This window comes from Nocardia brasiliensis IFM 10847, assembly GCF_000710915.1.
Classification (GTDB): Bacteria; Actinomycetota; Actinomycetes; order Mycobacteriales; family Mycobacteriaceae; genus Nocardia; species Nocardia brasiliensis_A.
Genome location: NZ_BAUA01000161.1, coordinates 75,902 through 95,076 on the forward strand (window position 1 = coordinate 75,902; position 19,175 = coordinate 95,076).

Genomic DNA, 19,175 nt, shown 5'->3' on the forward strand with positions numbered 1-19,175 from the left:
AGGTGTAACCTGACTATGTGTTGATAGAGCCAGGCATGGTCGCCGGGTTCTCGGTCCGGAAAGGTTGCACCATGAGAGACGCGGTGATCGTCGAAGCGGTACGCACCCCGATCGGCAAGGGCAAGCCGAACGGTGCGTTGCACGAGGTCAACGCGGTGGACCTGCTCGCGCACAGCCTGCGCGAGGTGGTCAGCCGCAGCGGCGTCGACCCGGTACTCATCGATGACGTGATCGGCGGCATCGTCACCCAGGTCGGCGAGCAGGGCATGAACATGACCCGGCGGGCCGCGCTCGCCGCCGGCTACCCCGAATCCGTCGCCGCCACCACGGTGGACCGGCAGTGCGGCAGCAGTCAGCAGGCGATCCACTTCGCCGCGCAGGGCGTGCTCGCCGGGGCGTACGACATCGTCGTCGCCGCCGGCGTCGAATCGATGGGCCGAGTTCCCATGGGCGCCAACCTCGTCGGCTCCGACGATGTCTCGGGCGTCGGCTTCGCCGAGCGCTACCCGGAAGGGCTGGTACCGCAAGGGATCAGCGCCGAACTGATCGCCGCCAAATGGGGCCTGAACCGCACGCAGCTCGACGAATTCGCCATCGGCAGTCACGAAAAGGCCGCCCTGGCAACGAAGAACGGCCTGTTCACGCGCGAACTCGCGCCACTCAACGGGCTGTACACCGACGAGGGCATCCGGGTCGGCAGCACCCTCGACACCCTCGCCAAGCTGCGTCCCGCGTTCTACGACGAGGCCATGTCCGCCCGCTTCCCGCAGATCGGCTGGGAGGTCACCGCGGCGTCCGCGAGCCAGGTCAGCGACGGCAGTGCCGCGGTGCTCATCATGACCAGCGAGCGCGCGAAGCAGCTGGGCCTGCGTCCGCTGGCACGGCTGCACAGCTTCGCGGTGGCAGGCGACGATCCGCTGCTGATGCTCACCGCCGTCATCCCGTCGACTCGAAAGGTGTTGCAACGAGCCGGACTCCAGCTCTCCGACATCGACCTGTTCGAGGTCAACGAGGCCTTCTCGCCCGTCGTGCTGGCCTGGGCGCAGGAGACCGGCGCCGACCTCGCCAAGGTCAACGTGCACGGCGGCGCGATCGCCATCGGCCATCCGCTCGGCGCCTCCGGCGCCCGCCTGGCCACCACCCTGGTCCACGCGATGCAGGAACGCGGCGCCCGCTACGGCCTGCAAACCATGTGCGAGGCAGGCGGTTTGTCCAACGCGATGATCCTCGAGCGGCTCTGAGCGCAGCGGTGCCCACCTCGCGGGGTGGGCACCGTCATACCGCCACCAGCACGATCGCGACCAACAGTCCGGCCACCCACGCGCCGATGATCACCGGCACCGCCACCACCGGGGTCCACCCGACGGGCCTGCGGGCCCGGACCTTTCCCACCATCAGCAGCACCGCCCAGAGCACCGCGACGACGATCCCGGCGAACGCGACGAACTGCGCGACCGCCAGATAGCGCCGCGCCCCGCCGTCGGCGTCCTCCCACGCCACCACGTCGTAGACCGACACGAATGCCGCCACCACCCAGGCAAAACCGATCACGAACACCGACCCGAGCACTGCCCGCGCGATGTCCGCTCCCCACCCCCGCAATTGCGAACTCACCCCTCATTCCTGCCCGCAACGTGGCCGCACCAAACGCGTGATCCTCAGGTTGCCGCACCGGGCCCGGGCAGCAGGTCGATGTCGGTGGCGCGCATGGGTTCACCGCAGTGGTCGCAGCGGAGCTCCACATTGCTGATCTCACCGCACGCGTGATGGCGGTAGAGGACCGGCGGCCCGGCGGCCCCCGCGCGCCATTTGTCGCCCCAGCCCTTCATGACCATGAGCACCTCGAACAGTTCGATGCCCTGCTGGGTCAGTACGTATTCGTAGCGGGGGCGCTGGTCGTAGGGCTTGCGCTCGAGAACGCCGTGCTCGACCAGGTGGTTCAGGCGTTCGGTGAGCACCTTGCGGGAGACACCGAGATCGGCTTGGAGCTGATCGAAGCGCGTCATGCCGACGAACACGTCGCGCAGGATCAGCGGTGACCATGCCTCGCCGATGACATCGAGGGTGCGCGCGATGGAACAGGCCATCTCACCGAAGTTCGTCCGCTGCATGAAAGCAGTCTACCAATTGGGGTTCCCTTAAGGAACTCAGACTGCTACGGTTCTGGAGTCTCCTGAAGGAACTCAGAAAGGAAGCGGCGATGAGCAAGGTCATCAGCGCTCATTCGGTATCCGTCGACGGATACATCACCGGGCGCGACCCCCGAGCCGGGCACGGACTCGGCGACGGCGGGATGCTCTTCGACTGGTACTTCGACGGCGACACACCCAGCGCGGTGTTCGACGGTTTCAAGCTGAGCGCGCCGAGCGCCCGGGTCTTCGACGCCGCGGGCGGGCGCGTGGGCGCGATCGTCGCCGGCCGCAACACCTACGAGGACTCGGAACGATTCAACGGCGGCAGTCCGCATCCGAACGCCCGGCTGGTGGTGCTCAGCCATCGTCCGGTGCCGGTCAGCGCACAGCAGATCCTGGTCACGACCGGGATCGAAGACGCGATCGCGGCGGCCCGCGAAGCGGCCGGGGACGGTGATGTCGGGCTGATGGGCGGTGGTGTGCTGGCCGCGGCGTTGCAGGCCGGGCTCGTCGACGAGGTGCTCCTGCACCAGGTTCCGATCCTGCTCGGCGGCGGTCGGCCGTTCTTCCAGTCGCTCCCGGAGCACGTGCGGCTGCGGCTGATCGAAGCCGTCCCCGCCCCCGGCGTCACCCACCTGCACTACGAGGTCCAGCGATGATCGACCCCGCCGTCCGCCAGGTACTCGACAGTGCCCCGCACGCGCACCTGGCCACCCTGCTGCCCGACGGCTCGCCCCACGCCGTGCCCGTCTACGTCGGCACCGAGGGCGACCACGTCGTCTTCTTCACCGGCCCGGACTCGCGCAAGGCCCGCAACCTGCGCCGCGACCCCCGGGTCGCATTGTCGATGACCCCCGCCGACAACCTCTTTCACCCGGTGATCCTGCGCGGCCGGGTCGTCGAATGGCTCGACGGCGACGCCGCCTGGGCGATTATCGACCGGCTCGCGATCGAATACACCGGCCAGCCCTACTCCCGCGAACTCGACCGCGTCGTCGCCCTGATCGAACCCGACCACCAGCGCGCCGGGTGAGAGCGGTTGGCACCGTTGAGAGTTCGGCCGTGGTGCAGCAGGATGGCGTGATGACAGTCGCGTCCGATGGGGAAGATCTGGCCACTGCGCCGGGTGCCGTGGTGCTGGCAGGCACCGTGCTCGGCGTGGCGATTCTGTTGTGTGTCCGGCTCGGGCGAGTTCCGTTCGCCGGCGCGTTGACCGATCCAGATCAGCTGGTCGGGATCGTGCTCGGCGGGGTGCTGCTGGGTGTCTGCCAGCTGATCTGGGCGATCAAGACGCTGTACGTGGTGGGCAGGCAGCGGCAGTGGTCGTGGCGGATCGTCGCGGTGCCGGTGGTGGTATTCGCCGGGGCGGCAGCCGGATTGGTCGCGTGAGCGGGCGTCACGCAGTGTTGTAGACCTCGTTGGCCAGGGCCGCGCCGCTGAAGAACGAGGCCACGATCAGGACCATGGCCAGGACCGGCCAGTACCACATCAGCCAGCGCTTCACGGCGGCGATGATGATCATGACGAAGGAGCCGGCGAGGGCGAGAGCGGTACCGCCCCAGGAGACGCCGAAAGCCGCGCTCAGATATTCGTCGCGGCAATCGCGACCGGATCCGCACGCGTCGGCGGCGAAGGCGAAGAAGACGGTGCAGTAGGCGGCGAGCAGGCCGAGCACCGCGGCGGCGCAATAGAGGACGACGGTCAGGATCACGTCCCAGGTCCGCTGCTGCGGCTGGGCCGACTGATAAGCGGCCGGGTAGTAGGTCATGCCTTCAGCATCGTGGGCGCGACCGATGGCGAGCACCGCAAAACTACTCAGGCCGGATGAGGGGATTCCGTGCCGGTTACGCTGGCGGCGATGAGCGATCAAGTGCTGGAGAGCTTCGTCTACGCCATACCGATGCGCACCCGATTCCGCGGTATCACGGTGCGCGAAGGGATGCTGATCCGCGGACCGCTCGGCTGGGGCGAGTTCTGTCCGTTCGTCGAATACGACGACCGGGAAGCGGCCGGGTGGCTGGCGACGGCGCTCGAGCAGGTGAGCACCGGATGGCCGGAACCGGTCCGCGACCGGATCCCGATCAACTGCACGGTGCCCGCGGTGGACGCGGAGCGCGCGCACGCGATCGTCGCAGGATCGGGCTGCGGCACGGCGAAGGTGAAAATCGCGGACCATCCCGATTCGCTGAGCGAAGATCTCGCCCGAGTCGAGGCTGTGCGCGACGCCCTGGGTCCGGCCGGGGCGATCCGGGTCGACGCCAACGCGGTGTGGGATGTCGAAACCGCGGTCGCGCACATCACCCGAATCGACCGAGCCGCAGGCGGTTTGGAGTATGTCGAGCAGCCGTGCCGAACGATCGAGGAGTTGGCGGCGGTGCGCGCCCGCGTCGACGTCCGGATCGCCGCGGACGAATCGATCCGGCGCGCGGAAGACCCGCTGCGCGTCGCGGTCGCCGACGCCGCCGATATCGCGGTACTCAAATGCACTCCCCTGGGCGGGGTCCGCCGCGCACTGCGGGTAGCCGAGGCCGCAGGATTACCCTGCGTGATCTCCTCGGCACTGGAAACCAGCGTCGGTCTGGCCGCCCAGCTAGCCCTCGCCGGCGCCCTCCCCGAACTCGACTTCGCCTGCGGTCTGGGCACGTTGTCCCTGCTCACCGGCGACACAGTGCGTGATTCGCTACGCCCTGCCGAGGGCTACCTCCCCGTCCCCCGAACCGCCCCCCGACCCGACCCTGCCCTGCTCGAGCAATACCGCCAACGCGACCCCGAACGAGTCACCTGGTGGGAGAACCGCCTAGAGCGCACCCTCCAACTGATCCCAGCCGCACCCTGATTCGCCACCGCCCCCGGTCGCGGCGGCTACCTGAATAGTCGTGGCCTCCCGCATAGTTCGCGGCCTAAGCCCCTGGTGTGCCCCGACTCAGCGGCGCGCAGAACTGACCCAGCACTGCCGCGCACCTTTCGTCACCCCGCGCGCGTGTTAGTCGACCGACACGCGCGCGGGACGCTGAAACGCGCGCGGGACGGTGCGCCGCGGGACGGCAGGGCGCCGGGAAGGCGCACTCGCTGGGGCGCAACGGGGTTGGGTCAACCCAGGCGTACGCCGCAGCCCAGCATTGTCGCGCGCAGGATCAGGGCTGCTTCGGGACCGATGATGCCGTCTGTCAATTCCAGATAGCGGGTGCAGAATTCGGGACCGTGGGGGGCGACTTTTTCCGGCGCGGATTCCAGGTGGTGGGCGAGTTCGTGCAGGACGACCAGTTCGCGGAGTGCCCAGGCGGTGCCGCCGGTGTGCAGCGGGACGGCGAGCACGGCGTCGGCGGACTCGTAGTGGGCGGCGGTGGCGCCCGCCCTGGCGCGCACCCGCACCGGTACGTCGGCGCGATCCCACTGTGCCCGAACCCAATTCAGTGCGAGCACCTTGTCCGCGTAGGTCTGCACCGAATCCACCGAGGCGAAACGGCGTTCGATCGGCAGGGTGATGTGCGAGCCGTAGAGTTCGACGGTGCGATTGCCGTGCTCGTCGGCGCGATCGAAGACCCCGCGCACCAGCTGCTCGGCGTCGTACACCTTGGCGCGCTGGGTATCTCGCGCACTCACGACAGATCTCCTGCCGAGTACGTCGCAGCCGCGCACGAAGACAACTGCTGACCCGACATCCACGACCGAGCCGAACGCCTGTGCCGGAACAAGCATTCGGCCCAGTCAGTGCGACTCGTCCCCAGGTCTCGGACGACTCGGCCACGAACCCGCCCGCCCGTCCCTCGAGCCCGCGGCCGTCCTGCCCTTCGCCCGAACCCACTGTGGCTCAGGTCACTCAGCTGACACACGCTCACGAGCATCGTCCGACGTACCCGAATGCGCGACCCGAGCGGGAAATCCGCGGCGCACTCACTCCGATCCGTCGCCCGCGCCGCGTGCCTTCCGCGTGGTCAATTGTCCGCGCGCCGCGCCGAGTTCGGGGGAGGCGCCCAAGCGGGCGGCTTTGCCCGCGCGGTCCCCCGCACGCCGCGCCGCCGCGGAATGCCCGGCCGAGGCCTGCGGTCCACGCCAGGTGCCGCGGGCCTCGGAGGTGCGGGTGTAGAAGTCGGTGAGCTCGATCTCTTTGTTGCGCAAGGCGAGCGCGGTGCCGGTGGCGGGCGCGTCGGCGGGTACCACCTCGGCTTCGACCTCGGCCTTCACCGCGGCGAGCCGCTGCCCGATCCGCGCCGCGAACGCCATCTGGAAATTCAAGCGCGCCGTCACGCCCGCGACCGGCGCCTGCACCCGGCGTTGCACCTTTCGGCCCCAGCGCTTTTCGGTGACCACCTTGTCCACGGTCGCCGAACGGTACTGACCCGATTTGATGTACTGATCCGAAGCGCGGACCATCTGGACGAGCAGACTCGCGTACAACGCCTCGCAGGTATCGATATCGGAGTCGAAACCGTAGGCGTACACCTGGGTCGAGGTGCGAGCGACATCGCAGCGCACATCGTTGGCGGACGCGATCGCGACGAAGAGTTGCACGTACGTGCGCAATCCGCGCTTGCCCGGCTCGCCGATCGGGATCATCCGCTGGATCGGCGTCGGCCTGCGTTCGCGCCCCGCGACATGCGCACGCGCCACCGTCAGGTCGATGGACGAGCGGGTCGCGAGGCGTTGCGCGGCGGCGAGGAACGCCTCGGCCTCGTGTTCGTTGTCGGTGGACTCGGCCTGGCGCAGCAGTCCGCCGATGCGTGTCAGCATCCGTTCGGGAACCGGGTTCGGCGATGTCATCACCTGCGAGCTTAGGCGGCGGGACGCGGCGATGTAGCGAGGACTTCCCGCCACATTCCCCCGAGTAACTCCCACACCATGTATCTTGCGTTGTGCAACCGGCAGGGTGTGCTAATGCTCACGATCGATCTGGAGTGTCCGCGATGGCTGTGAAAAAGGTGTCGTCCCTACGTACGTCGCTCGTACCGAAGGCCGCGGTCGCGGCTGTCTCGGTCGCGCTGCTGACGGCGACGTTCACCAGCGCCTGCTCCAGCGACAGCGGCGGCAGCCCGACCAGCCAGAACCTCACCGGGCGCGGCCCGATCACCTACGTCGAGGGCAAGGACACCACCGAGACCGGTGCGGTCAAGCAGCTCATCGAGCGCTGGAACGCCGCGCACCCGGACGAGCAGGTGACGTTCAAGGAACAGTCGAACGACGCCTCGCAGCAGTACGACGACCTGGTCGAGCACATGCGCTCCAAGCAGTCCAACTACGACGTGGTCGCCCTCGACGTGCCGTGGACGGCCGAGTTCGCCGCGAAGGGCTGGATCCAGCCGCTGAAGGACGCCTTCGCCATCGACACCTCCGCGCTGCTCTCCCCGCCGGTCGCCAGCGCCACCTACAACAACACCCTGTACGCGGCCCCGCGAAACACCAACGGCGGCTTGCTGTTCTACCGCAAGGACCTGGTGCCGAACGCGCCCAAGACCTGGACCGAGCTGCTCGCCCAGTGCCCGCTGGCCAAGGAGCAGAACATCGGCTGCTACGCCGGTCAGTTCGCGCCGTACGAGGGCCTGACGGTGAACACCGCCGAGGTGATCAACGCCTACGGCGGCAGCTTCGTCGGCGCCGACGGCAAGACCCCGACGGTGAACAGCCCGCAGTCCCGGGCCGGCCTCGAGGTGCTGGTCGACGCCTACAAGAACGGCGACATCCCGCCGGAGGCCATCTCCTTCAAGGAGCCGGAGAGCAGCAACGCCTTCGCGCAGGGCAAGCTCATGTTCCTGCGTTCGTGGCCGTCCACCTACGGTGACGTCGGCGGCGAATCGTCCGCGGTGAAGGACAAGTTCGCGGTCGCCCCGCTGCCCGGTGAGAACGGCGTCGGCGCGTCCACGCTCGGCGGTTACAACGCGGCGATCAGCGCCTACTCCAAGAACAAGGCCACCGCGCTCGACTTCCTGCGCTTCCTGATCAGCGAGGACGCCCAGCACATCGTCGCCTCCGGCGCGCTGCCCTCGGTGCGCGCGTCGATGTACGACGATCCGGCCCTGATCGCGAAGATGCCGTACCTGCCCGCACTCAAGGATTCCATCGCCAGCGCGGTGCCGCGCCCGGTCACGCCGTTCTATCCCGCGGTGTCGAAGGCCATCCAGGAAAACGCCTATGCTGCGCTGAAGCAGACCAAGTCGGTCGACGACGCGATCACCGGCATGCAGAAGGGCATCGAGACCGCGGGATCGTAGGCGGAAGCGCAACGGACCCGACGAGACCCGTAGGAGAGAGAAACGGTGTCGGATCCTTCGGGAGCGGCCAGCACTGTGTCGAGTGAGGATTTCCTGCCACGCAAGCGTGGCCTCGGCGAAACCCTGGCATTGGAAATGCGGCGCTCCGGTAAAGCCTGGCTGTTCGTCTCGCCGGTACTGCTGGCGCTGGCGGTGGTCATCGGTTATCCGGTGGTGCGCGCGCTGTGGATGTCGTTCCAGAAGGATTCGGGGCTGGACCCGGCGACGGGCATGTTCACCGAGGGTGGCAGCGCCGGCTTCTCGAACTACACGCACTGGCTGCTGCAACAGTGCCAGGCGGGCGGTGAGACGGTCAGCTGTCCCACCGGCAACCTCGGGTCGCAGTTCTGGCTGGCCATCGGCGTCACGCTGTTCTTCACGGTGATCACGGTGACGCTGGAGGCCACGCTCGGCCTCGGCTTCGCCATGGTGATGGGCAAGACGTTCCGCGGCCGCGCCCTGCTGCGCGCCGCGGTGCTGATCCCGTGGGCGATCCCCACCGCGGTCACGGCGCGGCTGTGGGAGTTCATGTTCCAGTACGACGGCGTGGTGAACCGGGTGTTCGGCACCCATATCCTGTGGACCTCCGACGCCTGGGCCGCGCGGTTCGCCGTCATCGCCGCCGACGTGTGGAAGACGACGCCGTTCATGGCGCTGCTGCTGCTGGCGGGCCTGCAGGTGATCCCGGCCGACGTGTACGAGGCGGCCCGGGTCGACGGCGCGACCGCCTGGCAGCGCTTCACCCAGATCACCTTGCCGCTGCTGCGCCCGGCCCTGCTCGTCGCGGTGCTGTTCCGCACCATGGACGCGCTGCGCATGTACGACCTGCCCGCGATCATGACGCTCAACAACCCGTCCACCCGGGTGGTGTCGATCCTGGTGGTCGACCAGGTGCGGCAGGGCCCCAACAGCGCGGCCGCGCTGTCGACGATCACCTTCCTGCTGATCTTCGCGGTGGCCTTCGTGCTGGTGAAGGTCTTGGGCGCCAACGCCGTCCGGACCCAAGAGGAACAGCGGGAGGCGCACTGATGTCCGTACAGACTTCGGCAAAGCCTGCCGCGCAATCGGTTCCGTGGACCCACCGGCTCAAGTCGGTGCGGCTCTACGCCGGTGTGTTCATCGTGCTGGTGTGGGGGCTCGGGCCGTTCTACTGGATGGCCGTGACCGCGTTCCGCGATCCGGACTACACGTTCGACAGCACCCCGTGGCCCACGCATGTCACGCTGGAGAACTTCCGCAACGCCTTCGACACCAGCCGCGGCAACAACTTCGGCCGGGCGTTGATCAACAGCGTGGTCATCGGCTCGATCACCACGGTGATCGCGCTGCTGATCGGCGTAATGGCGGCGTACGCGCTGGCGCGGCTCACCTTCCGCGGCAAGTACCTGGTGTCGGGCCTGATCCTGAGCGCGTCGATGTTTCCGGTGGTGGTGCTGGTGACCCCGCTGTTCCAGCTGTTCACCAACATCGGCTGGATCGGCGAATACCAGGCGATGATCATCCCGAACATCTCGTTCGTGCTGCCGATGACCGTCTACATCCTGGCCTCCTTCTTCACCGAATTGCCGTGGGAGCTCGAAGAAGCCGCGCGGATCGACGGCGCGACGAAGATGCAGGCCTTCCGCCTGGTGATGCTGCCGCTGGCCGCGCCCGCGGTGTTCACCACCGCGATCCTCGCGTTCATCGCGGCGGTCAACGAATACCTGCTGGCCCGGCTGCTCTCCTCGGACAAGACCGAGCCGGTGACCGTCGCGGTCGCCCGGTTCTCCGGTAACAACCCGCTGGTGGAGCCCTACGCGGCGATCATGGCGGCGGGCACCATGGTGTCCATTCCGCTGGTGCTCATGGTGCTGCTGTTCCAGCGCCGGATCATCTCCGGCCTCACCGCCGGTGGCGTCAAGAGCTGAGAATCCCGCTGCGCCGCAACGGCCCGGTGATAGCATCGCGGGTCACCCACGGCACGAGTACAGTCGGGCCGTGGGGGCACATTTCCGATCGTTGTTCGTGCAGGTGAGTTTCGACCGACGCTCCGGGAGGAGATGATCGTGGGCTCGATTCGCAGGCGGAAATCGCGGCGCGGCACTGATTCCGCGCCGTACTCCTCCATCGCGGGCTTCAACGAGCTGACCTCACCCGCCGCCCGGGCGAAGCGGCGCGCGCACGCGGCAAAGGACCGGCCGCCGACCACACCGAAACCCACCCCGGATCCGAACCGCCCGCCGCGCACCAGGGCGGAGCGGTTCCGCCGGCTCGTGCTCGCGCTGTTCATCATCTTCGGCGTGGTGCCGCTGCTGCTCTCGGTGCTCGTCTACTGGAGCGCCGAGATCCCGGATCCGAGTTCGGTGCAGACCAACCAGATCGCCACCATCCTGGCCGCCGACAGCAGCACGGTGATCGCCAAAGTCGTGCCGCCGAACGGGAATCGGACGCCGATCCCGCTTGCCGAGGTGCCCCAGTCGACCCGAGACGCGATGCTGTCCGCAGAGGACCGCAACTTCTACAGCAATCCCGGCTACTCGACCTCCGGCTTCCTGCGCGCCGCCCGGGACAACCTGCTCGGCCGCGACGACGCGGGCGGCGGCTCCACCATCACCCAGCAGTATGTGAAGAACGCCTTCCTCGGTTCCGAACGCACGCTGACCAGGAAGATGCGCGAGCTGATCATCGCGGCGAAGATGGCGCGGCAGTGGAGCAAGGACGACATCCTCGCCGCCTACCTCAACACCATCTACTACGGGCGCGGCTCGTACGGGATCGCCGCCGCGACCAAGGCGTACTTCAACAAGCCGGTGAACCAGCTGACCCTCGCAGAGGGCGCGGTGCTCGCCGCACTCGTGCGCACCCCGTCCATTCTCGACCCGGAAACCCACCTGCCCGAGCTGACCGCCCGCTGGCAGTACGTGCTCGACGGCATGGTCGAGATGGGCGTGCTCGCGCCGGGCACCCGCGACGCCACGACGTTCCCGGCGATCATCCCGCTCAACGAGATTCCCGACGAGAACGTGGCCCGCGGTCCCGAGGGGCTGATCCGCGCCCAGGTCGTCCGGGAGTTGCGTTCCTCCGGGATCAGCGAGCACGAATTGAACACCGGGGCTTTGCAGATCACCACGACGATCGACGCCAAGGCGCAGCAGGCGGTGCTCGGCGCGGTCCAGGATCGGCTGGCCGGCCAGCCGCCGGAACTGCGCGCGGCGGTGGTGTCGATCGATCCGCGGTCCGGCGCGGTGCGCGCCTACTTCGGCGGATTCGACGGCATCGGCTACGACTTCGCCCAGGCGCCGTTGCAGACCGGGTCGGCGTTCAAGCCGTTCGCGGCGATCGCGGCACAGCAGCAGAGCGTCCCGTTGACCCGGCTGCTGGACAGTTCCCCGGTCACCGACCGGGGCACGAAGATCACCAACGTGGACGGCGAGTCGTGCGGCCGATGCACCATGGCCGAGGCGCTCAAACGGTCGCTCAACACCAGCTTCTACCGGCTCACCATGTCGATGTTCGACGGGCCGAAGGCGATCGCCGACGCGGCGCACGCGGCGGGCATCCCGGAGGAGATCCCCGGGGTGGCCGGGAAGACGCTCACCGAGGACGGTGGCCGTCCGCTGAACGGAATCGTGTTGGGGCAGTATCTCGTTCGCCCCATCGATATGGCCTCGGCTTATGGCACCATCGGTGCTTCCGGTGTTTATCACCAGCCGTACTTCGTGCAGCGGGTGGTGACCGGTGACGGACGGGTGCTGCTGGACCGCGGCGCTCCGGAACAGCAGATCGGCAAACAGATGCCCGCAGGGCAACAGCGCATACCGAAGGCGATCGCCGACAAGACCACGCAGGCGATGACGCCGATCGCCGCGTACTCCAACGGCCACGCGCTCGCCGGTGGCCGGCCGTCCGCGGCCAAGACCGGCACCACCCAGCGCGGCGAGTCCGCGGACAACAAGGACGCGTGGATGATCGGGTTCACCCCGTCGCTGTCCACGGCCGTCTGGATCGGGACCGAACAGTCCCAGCCCATCCACACCGCCCGCGGGTCGGATATCTACGGCTCCGGCCTGCCCGCAGACATCTGGAAGCAGGTGATGGACAACGCGCTCGACGGCACGCCGGTCGAGCAGTTCCCCGCCGTGGACGGGCCCGGCCCGGCCGCGACACCCAACGCGAACAAGCCCTCGGGCGGCGCCTACGACATCCTGAACCCGCCGACGAGCGCCCCGCGTGAGCCGGTCGTCATCATCCCGCCCGCCCCGCAGCCGCCCAAGGAAGTGGAGATCTTCCCCGGGCTGAGCATTCCGGTCCCGGGATAGCGATGATGCTGTGACCTTCGTGCACCGGGGGAACGGTTGGCATGGCAGCATCGTTTGCCAGAGTGAGAGCGAACAGGGACTGTGTCGGAACAGGCCGACGCCGGAGTCCCGGGATCGATGCGGAAGGATATGCGCTCGAACGACGACACAGCGGTGTGAGCGACAGGCCCGGAGGCGGCGACTTGCCTGACCACGATGGGCTTCGAAACGGAACACAGCGACCCGCGAACCGGCCCGGAGGCGCACCACGAAGGGCCAGGGAGCGCCGCAATTGGAGACAGACGAGACATAGGGGCTACGCCGGTGGATTTCAATGTCGTTGACCAACCCGAGACGCTGGTGGCGGGCACGGTACTGCGCAGCCCGGCGCTCGCGGTCGAGGGGCCGCGCCGCGCGAAAGTCGAAGAGGCGTGGAAGCGCAATCTGGCGCGCCAGCTGCCCGGACCGCCGACGACCGCGTACGTCGACCACGCGCCGGAGATCAATTCGTATCTGACCCACATCGTGGGTTATCGCTGCCGCAGCCTCGACGACTTATTGCCCGGCGACGTACTGGCACGGGTGCCCGCGGGACGATTCGCGCGGTTCATCGCCAGCGGTGACAACCTCGGCGACACCATCGTCTACATCTGGCGCTCGGTGTGGGATGCCGAGGCCGCGGGCCGTTTCGTGCGGTCCTATACCGGCGATTGGGAGCATTATCCCGACGCGCGCACGGTCGAAGTCTTCGTAGCGCTGGCAGACGATCAGGTCGACGGGTAGGAACAGACTGTGGACTTCGAGATTGTCACGTTGGACGAGAGCCTGGTCGCCGGACTGACCGTCCCGCTGGCCGGGCGTGAGGTGACCGCCCGCGACCTCGACCTGGTGAACTTCACCTGGGACCGCTACCTCGCGCGGGAGAAGAACGTGCCGCGGGTAGCCGCCTACATCGGCCAGAACGATCACGCCGTCGCGGTGCTCGGTTACGAGATCACCGGCATGGACGAGATGGACGCCGGCGACGTGCTCACCCGCGTCCCGCAGGGCCGCTACGCCAAGTTCGTCGTCTCCGACAAGCCCTACGACCTGCTCCGCACCGCCTGGGCCCAGGTCCGCAAAGCCGAAAGCGCCGGCACCATCACCCGCTCCCACACCGCCGAACTCGAGCGCTACACCGGCCCCACCTCCGTCGAGGTCTACGTCTCCCTCGACTGAATCGACCCACCGCACCGAGTCCCGAAAACCGAAGCCGCCCGGAGGAGTACCTCCGGGCGGCTCGTGCATCGATGACCTCGCCCACACAGTGCGAGCCCGACGAGCACGTTCATGGCCCGAGACATCAGGGGGTCATGAACACGCCGCGGCCACGCGGCCGATGACTCACGCCTCGATGATGAAGGCTTCCAGTTGGGCGCGGGCGACGTCGTCGGCCAGCTGCTTCGGCGGGGACTTCATCAGGTAGGCCGAGGCCGGGATGACGGGGCCGCCGATGCCGCGGTCCTTGGCGATCTTCGCCGCACGCACCGCGTCGATGATGATGCCCGCCGAGTTCGGCGAATCCCACACCTCGAGCTTGTACTCCAGGTTCAGCGGGACGTCGCCGAAGGCGCGACCCTCCAGCCGGACGTAGGCCCACTTGCGGTCGTCGAGCCAGCCGACGTGATCGGACGGGCCGATGTGCACGTCGTTGGCGCCGAGCTCCTTCTTCAGGTTGCTGGTGACGGCCTGAGTCTTGGAGATCTTCTTGGACTCCAGGCGCTCGCGCTCGAGCATGTTCTTGAAGTCCATGTTGCCGCCGACGTTCAGCTGCATGGTGCGGTCGAGCTGCACACCGCGATCCTCGAACAGCTTGGCCATGACGCGGTGCGTGATGGTCGCGCCGACCTGGCTCTTGATGTCGTCGCCGACGATGGGCACGCCCGCCTTGGTGAACTTCTCGGCCCACTCCGGGTCGGAGGCGATGAACACCGGCAGCGCGTTGACGAACGCGACGTCGGCGTCGATGGCGCACTGCGCGTAGAACTTGTCGGCCTCTTCCGAGCCGACCGGCAGGTACGAGACCAGGACGTCGACCTTGTTGTCCTTCAGCACCTTGACCACATCGACCGGCTCGGCTTCGGAAAGCTCGATGGTCTCGGCGTAGTACTTGCCGATGCCGTCCAGGGTCGGACCCCGCTGCACGACGACGTCGCTCGGCGGCACATCGGAGATCTTGATCGTGTTGTTCTCGCTGGCGAAGATCGCCTCGGCGAGGTCGAAGCCGACCTTCTTGGCGTCCACGTCGAACGCAGCGACGAACTTCACGTCGCGGACGTGGTACTTGCCGAACTTGACGTGCATGAGGCCGGGCACGGTCGCGGTCTCGTCCGCGTCCTTGTAGTACTGCACACCCTGGACCAGCGAGGAGGCGCAGTTGCCCACACCCACGATGGCGACGCGTACTTCGGTGGCGTTGTCAGCCTTCTGTGCTTCACTCATGGCCGATATTTCCCTCTTTCTGTGGTGCCGCCTTCGTCGATTGCTCCGCCGCAATCAACTCGTTGAGCCAGCGCACTTCGCGCTCGCTTGATTCGAGTCCGAGCTGATGGAGCTGCCGGGTATAGCGATCGAGCGACCCACTGGCCCGCTTGATCGCCTCCCGCAGCCCTTCTCGGCGCTCTTCGACCTGGCGCCGCCTGCCCTCCAGAATCCGCATCCGCGCTTCCGCGGGGGTGCGGCTGAAAAAGGCGAGGTGCACGCCGAAGCCGTCGTCTGTGTAGTTCTGCGGTCCGGTGTCGGCCAGCAGTTCGCTGAACCGCTCCCGGCCCGCAGGCGTCAGTTGGTAGACCCGGCGCGCACGGCGCGCGACCACGCCCGCCGGGATCTCCTCCGCGATCAACCCGTCGGACTGCATGCGGCGCAGCGTGGGGTAGAGCGACCCGTAGGAGAAGGCACGAAACGCACCGAGCAGGCCGGTCAGCCGCTTGCGCAGCTCGTAGCCGTGCATGGGCGATTCGAGGAGCAGCCCGAGGATTGCCAGCTCGAGCACCGGGCTTCACCTCCCTGACTATGTACAGACCTAACTGATGGATGCGACTCCAAACTATATCGGAGCGATATAACCGCGCACAGCCCCGCTCGATATAACCCGCGATCTACCGGCTTTCTCATACCCCTGAGCCGGGGCACCCCCTCGGCAACACCGCTACTCTGGTTCTCGTGCGAATCCAGCGACAAGTGGTCGACTACGCCCTCCGGCGGCGATCTCTGCTGGCCGACGTGTACGCGGGCCGTGTCGATGTCGCCGAGGTATGTGATGCGAATCCCTATCTCCTGCGTGCGGCGAAGTTCCATGGTCGGGGGAGCGAGGTCACATGCCCGATCTGCCGGAAAGAACAGCTCACGCTTGTATCTTGGGTCTACGGCGACGGCCTGGGACCGATGGCGGGTTCGGCTCGCACCCCGGAGGAGCTGGCGCGTCTCGATGAGACTCGCGAAGAGTTCTCGGTCCATGTCGTCGAGGTATGCCGGTCCTGCAGCTGGAATCATCTGGTGCAGTCCTACGTGCTCGGCACCGCGCCGGCGCCTACCCGCCGCCGCACCGGGACCCGAGCCAACCGGCGCACCGCAGCCGAATGAAGTGCCTGGTCATCTGCCCGTCGGGTGACTCGCGGAGCCGAACCGGGTCCGCCGCGGTCCGCGTGACCGCACCGAGCCACCAGCAACGTCACGAGTTATGGAGATCTTGTCAGTGAATTCGCCCTACGAGACTTCCCCCTACGGCGATGACCCGAACGGCGGCCGTGCTCCACGGAGTTCACATCCAGGTCCCAACCCGTACCAGAACCCCCGTCCCGGGCCGCCGCCCGGCGCACGTCCTGGTCCGCCGCCGCAGCGTCCGGCCCCGTACCCGGGCGAGCTGCGTGGCCCGCAGCCACAGCGCCGCCCCGGCCCGCCACCGCCACCGCAGCAGCGGCCGCCGCAAGGGGGGCGTCCCGCGCCCGGCGCGCCGAACGGACCGCAGGCGACCCAGCGCATCGAACGCTCCAACTTGCCCAACAACGCGGTGGCCGAACGCAATCGGCGCGGCGCCCCGCCCACCGGCCCGCGTCCGGCCGAACGGGCCCGCCGCGTCGGCGACCCGGCCAACGGCACCGGCGAACGGCGCAAGACCGCGGGCGGACCGCCCTCCGGCCCGCCGCCGCGACGCAACGGCGGCTCCGGTGACGGTTCCGGCGGTGGCTCCGGCAAGCGTCCGGGGCAGAAGAAGAAATCACCGTGGCGGATCGTGCGGCGCGTCATCTACGTGCTGATCGCGATGATGATCCTGATCCCCAGCGGCGTCTTCCTGATCGCGTACACGACAGTGTCGGTACCCCAGCCGCAGGATCTCAAAACCAATCAGGTGGCGACCATCCTCGCCGCCGACGGCGAGTCGGTGATCAGCAAAGTCGTTCCGCCGGAAGGCAACCGGACCGACGTCACGATCGACAAGATCCCGCCGCACGTGCGGTACGCGGTGATGGCCGCCGAGGACCGGGACTTCTACTCCAACCCGGGCTTCTCGATCTCCGGTTTCGCGCGCGCGGCCCGGGACAACGTCCTCGGCCGGGAGAGCGCGGGCGGTGGTTCGACGATCACCCAGCAGTACGTGAAGAACGCACTCGTCGGTGACGAGCGCTCGCTCACCCGCAAGATGCGCGAACTGGTCATCTCGGCCAAGATGGCGCGCCAGTGGAGCAAGGACGAGATCCTCGCCGCGTACCTGAACACCATCTACTTCGGTCGCGGCGCGTACGGCATCGATGCCGCGGCCAAGGCCTACTTCGGCAAGCCGGTGCAGGACCTCACGCCCGCCGAGGGCGCGGTGCTCGCCGCCACCATCCAGCAGCCGTCCGGTCTGGACCCGGAGAAGAACCCGGAGGGTGCGAAGACCCGCTGGAACTACGTGCTCGACGGCATGGTCTCCGGCGGCAACCTCTCCGCCGCCGACCGGCAGGCGATGCAGTACCCGCAGGTGGTCCCCGTCGCGACGACCAAGGACAAGACCCTCGACACCGGCCCGGAGGGCCTGATCAAGTCGCAGGTGCTCAAAGAGCTGACCGCGGAAGGCATCAGCGAGCAGCAGCTCAACACCGCGGGTCTGTCGATCACCACGACGATCGACCCGAAGGCGCAGAAGGCCGCAGTCGACGCGGCGCAGAAGAAGATGCAGGGCGAGCCGGAACAGCTGCGCACCGCGGTCGTTTCGGTGGATCCGAAGACCGGCGCGGTGCGCGCGTACTACGGCGGTGAGGACGGCCAGGGCTGGGACTTCGCCAACGCGGGCCTGCAGCCGGGTTCGTCGTTCAAGGTGTTCGGTCTGGCGGCGAACCTGGAGCAGGGCGTGCCGCTGTCGCAGCTGTACGACAGCTCGCCGCTCACGGTGAACGGCATCAAGATCACCAACGTGGAGGGCGAGCAGTGCGGTATGTGCACCATCGCCGAGGCGCTGAAGCGCTCGCTGAACACCAGCTTCTACCGGATGCAGATCGATATGGGCAACGGCCCGAAGAAGATCGCGGATATGGCGCACAAGCTCGGCATCCCGGAAGCCATTCCCGGCGTGCCGAAGACGCTGACCGAGCCGGACGGCTCCGGTCCGAACAACGGCATCGTGCTGGGCCAGTACCAGGTGCGCGCGCTCGACATGGCTTCGGCCTACGCCACTTTGGCCGCGTCGGGCACCTATCACAAGCCGCACTTCGTGCAGAAGGTCGTCACCGCCGACGGTCAGGTGCTGCTCGATCGCGGCGAGGTCGCGGGCGAGCCGCGCGTCTCGGCCGCGGTGGCCGACAACGTCACCGCCGCGATGAAGCCGATCGCGGCCTGGTCGCGCAACCACAACCTGGCCGGTGGCCGGGAGTCGGCCAGCAAGACCGGTACCGCCCAGCTCGGCGACACCGGGGAGAACAAGGACGCCTGGATGGTCGGCTACACCCCGTCGCTGTCCACCGCGGTCTGGGTCGGCAGCGTGGACGATTCGCCGCTGCGCAACTACGGCGGCGGCATGATCTACGGTTCGGGCCTGCCCTCCGACATCTGGAAGGCCACGATGGACGGCGCCCTGCAGGGCACGCAGAACGAGACCTTCCCGAAGCCCGCCCCGATCAAGGGCCAAGCGGGCGTGCCGGAGTGGTCGGCGCCGTACACCCCGCCGTCGACCACCGAAGCGCCGTCGATCCTGCCGCCGATCTACATCCCGCCGACGATCGACACCCCGTTCGGCCCGATTCCACTGCCGGGCGGCCAGCCGCGGCCACAGCAACAACAACAGCAGCAGCCGCGCAACGAGCAGCCCGAGAAGCCGGACGCCGGTCCGCTCCCGGGCCAGCCGGTGGCTCCTTCGGACGGATCGTCGCCGACCGCCACCGGTGCGCCGCGCCCGGGCACCAACGGGCAGGGCGATACGAACGGAACTCCCCCGACCGCGCGCAGCAGGTAGGTCTGGTCGAGTGACCAGGGGGGAACAGGTGCGCGACGCACCCGACGGCGATCGC

The 19,175-nt window shown here is 68.0% G+C and carries 20 protein-coding genes; 13 read left to right on the plus strand and 7 right to left on the minus strand.

What is annotated here, in order from left to right; genetic code table 11:
- Positions 1 to 71 precede the first annotated feature (71 nt).
- Entirely contained in the window at positions 72 to 1,241 is a 1,170-nt protein-coding gene (locus NBRGI_RS31505) for a thiolase family protein (RefSeq protein WP_029900825.1), read from the plus strand.
- 34 nt (positions 1,242 to 1,275) lie between these two features.
- On the opposite strand, the gene NBRGI_RS31510 is transcribed toward NBRGI_RS31505, so the two are convergent.
- Together NBRGI_RS31510 and NBRGI_RS31515 are read right to left on the minus strand one after the other, a co-directional pair.
- Complete coding sequence (locus tag NBRGI_RS31510) at positions 1,276 to 1,614, minus strand: hypothetical protein (RefSeq protein ID WP_148311013.1); 339 nt, start codon at positions 1,612 to 1,614, stop codon at positions 1,276 to 1,278.
- Positions 1,615 to 1,658: 44 nt separating this feature from the next.
- Positions 1,659 to 2,111: a winged helix-turn-helix transcriptional regulator gene (locus NBRGI_RS31515; RefSeq protein WP_029900827.1), complete on the minus strand. Its 453-nt coding sequence runs from the start codon at positions 2,109 to 2,111 to the stop codon at positions 1,659 to 1,661.
- An 89-nt stretch (positions 2,112 to 2,200) separates the two neighbouring features.
- Here NBRGI_RS31515 and NBRGI_RS31520 point away from each other — a divergent pair, with 89 nt between their 5' ends.
- Genes NBRGI_RS31520 through NBRGI_RS31530 form a run of 3 tightly spaced genes read left to right on the plus strand, consistent with a single transcriptional unit; the run spans position 2,201 to position 3,521 of the window.
- Positions 2,201 to 2,791, plus strand: coding sequence for a dihydrofolate reductase family protein (locus tag NBRGI_RS31520; RefSeq protein WP_029900828.1), 591 nt, complete (start codon positions 2,201 to 2,203; stop codon positions 2,789 to 2,791).
- Positions 2,788 to 3,165 carry a TIGR03618 family F420-dependent PPOX class oxidoreductase gene (locus NBRGI_RS31525; RefSeq protein ID WP_029900829.1) on the plus strand — a complete coding sequence of 126 codons (378 nt, stop codon included), beginning with the start codon at positions 2,788 to 2,790 and terminating at the stop codon, positions 3,163 to 3,165. Before NBRGI_RS31520 ends, NBRGI_RS31525 begins: the two co-directional genes overlap by 4 nt.
- Before the next feature lie 50 nt (positions 3,166 to 3,215).
- Positions 3,216 to 3,521 carry a hypothetical protein gene (locus NBRGI_RS31530; protein WP_148311014.1) on the plus strand — a complete coding sequence of 102 codons (306 nt, stop codon included), beginning with the start codon at positions 3,216 to 3,218 and terminating at the stop codon, positions 3,519 to 3,521.
- 7 nt (positions 3,522 to 3,528) lie between these two features.
- On the opposite strand, the gene NBRGI_RS31535 is transcribed toward NBRGI_RS31530, so the two are convergent.
- Positions 3,529 to 3,900, minus strand: a complete 372-nt coding sequence (locus NBRGI_RS31535) for a hypothetical protein (protein ID WP_029900831.1) — start codon at positions 3,898 to 3,900, stop codon at positions 3,529 to 3,531.
- Between the two features lie 90 nt (positions 3,901 to 3,990).
- Between NBRGI_RS31535 and NBRGI_RS31540 the strand changes: the two genes are divergently transcribed.
- Positions 3,991 to 4,968 carry an o-succinylbenzoate synthase gene (locus NBRGI_RS31540; RefSeq protein WP_029900832.1) on the plus strand — a complete coding sequence of 326 codons (978 nt, stop codon included), beginning with the start codon at positions 3,991 to 3,993 and terminating at the stop codon, positions 4,966 to 4,968.
- Between the two features lie 254 nt (positions 4,969 to 5,222).
- On the opposite strand, the gene NBRGI_RS31545 is transcribed toward NBRGI_RS31540, so the two are convergent.
- Together NBRGI_RS31545 and NBRGI_RS31550 are read right to left on the minus strand one after the other, a co-directional pair.
- Complete coding sequence (locus NBRGI_RS31545) at positions 5,223 to 5,735, minus strand: TIGR04338 family metallohydrolase (RefSeq protein WP_029900833.1); 513 nt, start codon at positions 5,733 to 5,735, stop codon at positions 5,223 to 5,225.
- A gap of 291 nt (positions 5,736 to 6,026) precedes the next feature.
- On the minus strand, positions 6,027 to 6,893 hold the full coding sequence (locus tag NBRGI_RS31550; RefSeq protein ID WP_200882252.1) for a DUF2786 domain-containing protein: 867 nt from the start codon (positions 6,891 to 6,893) through the stop codon (positions 6,027 to 6,029).
- Positions 6,894 to 7,036: 143 nt separating this feature from the next.
- On the opposite strand from NBRGI_RS31550, the gene NBRGI_RS31555 reads away from it, so the two are divergent.
- The 6 genes from NBRGI_RS31555 (at position 7,037) to NBRGI_RS31580 (ending at position 13,872) form a co-directional block, all read left to right on the plus strand.
- Positions 7,037 to 8,338 carry an ABC transporter substrate-binding protein gene (locus NBRGI_RS31555; RefSeq protein WP_029900835.1) on the plus strand — a complete coding sequence of 434 codons (1,302 nt, stop codon included), beginning with the start codon at positions 7,037 to 7,039 and terminating at the stop codon, positions 8,336 to 8,338.
- A 135-nt stretch (positions 8,339 to 8,473) separates the two neighbouring features.
- Positions 8,474 to 9,406 (plus strand): carbohydrate ABC transporter permease, encoded by a 933-nt coding sequence (locus NBRGI_RS31560; RefSeq protein WP_036561662.1) that lies wholly within the window; start codon positions 8,474 to 8,476, stop codon positions 9,404 to 9,406.
- Entirely contained in the window at positions 9,406 to 10,284 is an 879-nt protein-coding gene (locus NBRGI_RS31565; protein ID WP_029900837.1) for a carbohydrate ABC transporter permease, read from the plus strand. Before NBRGI_RS31560 ends, NBRGI_RS31565 begins: the two co-directional genes overlap by 1 nt.
- Before the next feature lie 132 nt (positions 10,285 to 10,416).
- A complete protein-coding gene (locus NBRGI_RS31570) occupies positions 10,417 to 12,675 on the plus strand; it encodes a transglycosylase domain-containing protein (RefSeq protein WP_029900838.1) in 2,259 nt (752 codons plus the stop codon).
- A gap of 303 nt (positions 12,676 to 12,978) precedes the next feature.
- Entirely contained in the window at positions 12,979 to 13,437 is a 459-nt protein-coding gene (locus tag NBRGI_RS31575) for a GyrI-like domain-containing protein (RefSeq protein ID WP_029900839.1), read from the plus strand.
- Positions 13,438 to 13,446: 9 nt separating this feature from the next.
- Positions 13,447 to 13,872, plus strand: a complete 426-nt coding sequence (locus NBRGI_RS31580) for a GyrI-like domain-containing protein (RefSeq protein WP_029900840.1) — start codon at positions 13,447 to 13,449, stop codon at positions 13,870 to 13,872.
- Between the two features lie 165 nt (positions 13,873 to 14,037).
- Here the strand turns inward: NBRGI_RS31580 and NBRGI_RS31585 are convergent, their stop codons facing one another.
- Together NBRGI_RS31585 and NBRGI_RS31590 are read right to left on the minus strand one after the other, a co-directional pair.
- The gene (locus NBRGI_RS31585; protein WP_029900841.1) at positions 14,038 to 15,135 is read right to left on the minus strand and encodes an inositol-3-phosphate synthase; all 1,098 of its coding nucleotides are present in this window, start codon (positions 15,133 to 15,135) and stop codon (positions 14,038 to 14,040) included.
- Positions 15,128 to 15,685, minus strand: coding sequence for a PadR family transcriptional regulator (locus tag NBRGI_RS31590; RefSeq protein WP_014989047.1), 558 nt, complete (start codon positions 15,683 to 15,685; stop codon positions 15,128 to 15,130). Before NBRGI_RS31590 ends, NBRGI_RS31585 begins: the two co-directional genes overlap by 8 nt.
- A 170-nt stretch (positions 15,686 to 15,855) precedes the next feature.
- On the opposite strand from NBRGI_RS31590, the gene NBRGI_RS31595 reads away from it, so the two are divergent.
- Positions 15,856 to 16,275 carry a DUF5318 domain-containing protein gene (locus NBRGI_RS31595; RefSeq protein WP_158439950.1) on the plus strand — a complete coding sequence of 140 codons (420 nt, stop codon included), beginning with the start codon at positions 15,856 to 15,858 and terminating at the stop codon, positions 16,273 to 16,275.
- 679 nt (positions 16,276 to 16,954) lie between these two features.
- Positions 16,955 to 19,120, plus strand: coding sequence for a transglycosylase domain-containing protein (locus NBRGI_RS31600; RefSeq protein WP_228833260.1), 2,166 nt, complete (start codon positions 16,955 to 16,957; stop codon positions 19,118 to 19,120).
- The last annotated feature ends 55 nt before the right edge of the window (positions 19,121 to 19,175 follow it).

Coding starts and splice junctions, on each gene's coding strand:
- NBRGI_RS31585 (WP_029900841.1), bottom strand. CDS start 15,135: ATGAGTGAAGCACAGAAGGCTGACAACGCCACCGAAGTACGCGTCGCC.
- NBRGI_RS31600 (WP_228833260.1), top strand. CDS start 16,955: ATGATGATCCTGATCCCCAGCGGCGTCTTCCTGATCGCGTACACGACA.
- NBRGI_RS31520 (WP_029900828.1), top strand. CDS start 2,201: ATGAGCAAGGTCATCAGCGCTCATTCGGTATCCGTCGACGGATACATC.
- NBRGI_RS31540 (WP_029900832.1), top strand. CDS start 3,991: ATGAGCGATCAAGTGCTGGAGAGCTTCGTCTACGCCATACCGATGCGC.
- NBRGI_RS31555 (WP_029900835.1), top strand. CDS start 7,037: ATGGCTGTGAAAAAGGTGTCGTCCCTACGTACGTCGCTCGTACCGAAG.
- NBRGI_RS31535 (WP_029900831.1), bottom strand. CDS start 3,900: ATGACCTACTACCCGGCCGCTTATCAGTCGGCCCAGCCGCAGCAGCGG.
- NBRGI_RS31530 (WP_148311014.1), top strand. CDS start 3,216: ATGACAGTCGCGTCCGATGGGGAAGATCTGGCCACTGCGCCGGGTGCC.
- NBRGI_RS31565 (WP_029900837.1), top strand. CDS start 9,406: ATGTCCGTACAGACTTCGGCAAAGCCTGCCGCGCAATCGGTTCCGTGG.
- NBRGI_RS31525 (WP_029900829.1), top strand. CDS start 2,788: ATGATCGACCCCGCCGTCCGCCAGGTACTCGACAGTGCCCCGCACGCG.
- NBRGI_RS31560 (WP_036561662.1), top strand. CDS start 8,474: ATGCGGCGCTCCGGTAAAGCCTGGCTGTTCGTCTCGCCGGTACTGCTG.
- NBRGI_RS31570 (WP_029900838.1), top strand. CDS start 10,417: ATGATCGTGGGCTCGATTCGCAGGCGGAAATCGCGGCGCGGCACTGAT.
- NBRGI_RS31505 (WP_029900825.1), top strand. CDS start 72: ATGAGAGACGCGGTGATCGTCGAAGCGGTACGCACCCCGATCGGCAAG.
- NBRGI_RS31550 (WP_200882252.1), bottom strand. CDS start 6,893: ATGACATCGCCGAACCCGGTTCCCGAACGGATGCTGACACGCATCGGC.
- NBRGI_RS31515 (WP_029900827.1), bottom strand. CDS start 2,111: ATGCAGCGGACGAACTTCGGTGAGATGGCCTGTTCCATCGCGCGCACC.